The organism is Streptococcus sp. HMSC068F04 (genome assembly GCF_001837455.1).
GTDB classification, from domain to species: domain Bacteria; phylum Bacillota; class Bacilli; order Lactobacillales; family Streptococcaceae; genus Streptococcus; species Streptococcus salivarius_D.
Genome location: NZ_KV832516.1, coordinates 1 through 1,943, shown reverse-complemented (window position 1 = coordinate 1,943; position 1,943 = coordinate 1). Strand labels below are relative to the sequence as shown.

2 pseudogenes are annotated in these 1,943 nt (G+C 35.5%); both read left to right on the top strand.

The window, feature by feature from the left end:
- Nucleotides 1-124: 124 nt before the first annotated feature.
- A pseudogene (gene tnpA / locus HMPREF2571_RS10865) lies at nt 125-526 on the top strand (IS200/IS605 family transposase); the annotation flags it as partial.
- Nucleotides 527-710: 184 nt separating this feature from the next.
- Nucleotides 711-1,742 (top strand): annotated as a pseudogene (locus HMPREF2571_RS10575) (IS3 family transposase).
- The last annotated feature ends 201 nt before the right edge of the window (nt 1,743-1,943 follow it).

Sequence of the window (1,943 nt, the reverse complement as noted above, 5' to 3'; positions counted from 1 at the left end):
AAGTATGCACTTAATTTGACAATTCAAGCTCTAGAAAACTAATAGCTCTGGTGGTGGGGTTAAAGGGTTTTTAGAGATGTATCAAAAAAGGTTGCTAATGAAATAGTGAGTATCGTGTTCCCTTGCATCTCAATATAAACGTCAAATAATTTATGGTAAGTTCAAAGCAAGTATAGCTCGAATCTTACGTTTATTATATTGGCAATACGGTGTAGAAATATACGAAGTGGGCTCTTGCCCAAACCATACTTATATGTAGGTCAGTATACCAGCAAAACTAGGCATTTCCTCTTTTATGGGATACGTAAAAAGAGTAGCTTAATAATATTCGAGTGATATGCTAATTTCAGGTATAAATATGGGAATCGCAAATTTTGGTGTCAAATTTTTTATGTTGATACGGTGGTTCGGGATCAGGAGCAAATTGAAGAATTTATTCGTAATCAATAATAAGAAGACGTGATAGCAGCTCAGTCTTTGTGAGGATTATGATTCGTTTACGGGTGAGAAGAATAAAAGAAAGTAGTCTCGATAAGACCAGCTAGCAAAGGTAGTGCTGAAGGAAAACAATTTGTTAGGCCTTGGTCGTTAGCATAGACATTCAGTCGAAGAACAAACCGCTGGTGATATGACCTGCACCCCAGAAGTTAGACAGAAAAAATCTAACTCTTGGGGTGTTTTTATTATGAAATTATGAGGATAAAGTTCTTATCTATGAACTGAGAAAGCAAGGGGGAAAGCTTTAAGCGACTTTTAAATCAATTTGGGATAAATATTTCTAATCTTAAGTACCTGATTAAATTGATTGATCGCTACGGAATAGAAATCGCCAAAAAAGGAAAGAATTGTTACTATTCTCCTGAATTAAAGCAGAAAATGCGGTTCTAAAAAATGAGAGTACTCCGATTGAGGGAAGAAAAACGGAAATTGTCCGAGGATTGGTAACTGAGTTTTCTTTAGACATGCTTCTAAAGATTATTAAGCTTGCCCGTTCAACTTATTATTACCACTTAAATTAGCTAGATCAAAGCGATAAGGATTATGATGTTAAAGCTGAAATTCAAGCTATTTTTACTGAGCATAAAGGAAATTACGGCCATCGTCGAATGACTTTTAAATTACGAAATCGTGTTTTTGGGGTCAATCATAAGAGGTGCAGCGGTTGATGAGCGTACTTGGTTTAATGGCTAGAATTTGCTGTAAACGCAAGTATTCTTCTCACAAAGGAGATATTGGTAAGAAAGCCGATAACCTTGATTCAACGCCAGTTTGAAGCTTCAAAACCAATGGCAAAGTGCTATACGGACGTGACAGGATTTGCCATCCCAGCAAGCACTCAAAAGCTTTATTTATCACCAGTTTTAGATGGTTTCAACAGTGAAATTATTGCTTATAATCTTTCAACGTCACCGAACTTGAAACAAGCTATTGTAGACCATATTGATTATTACAACAACAAACGTATTAAGATAAAACTGAAACTTTCTAGCCAAGGACATATTACCAAACGTGGGAATCCCTATACCAGAAATATTCTCTTTAAGTGCATTCATAACATAGCTTCAGCTAGCCACACCAATCTTTGTCATATCGCAGACTTCTATGAGAAACGGAAAAGACAATCGCAAGTGACTTCAACCAAACCACACACGATTGCCTCTATACATCGTCTCATTAGAACAATGTATTACCTCATAACGCATAACAAACTTTATGATTATACTTCTATCCAAAATCGGTAAAATTGTTTATGCCATATTGTTGTAACGCCTTATCAAAAAAATCATCAGATAAGGTGTTGGTTTAGTGTACACTTTTTACACTGAATTATAGTTAAAAAAGACAATTTCCTTAGTTTGACTATGGAAGTCAAACTATTTTTCGGCAAATACCTTGATATACTTGACAAATGGTAGAAAAGGACTTAGTCCTGTGCAATACAG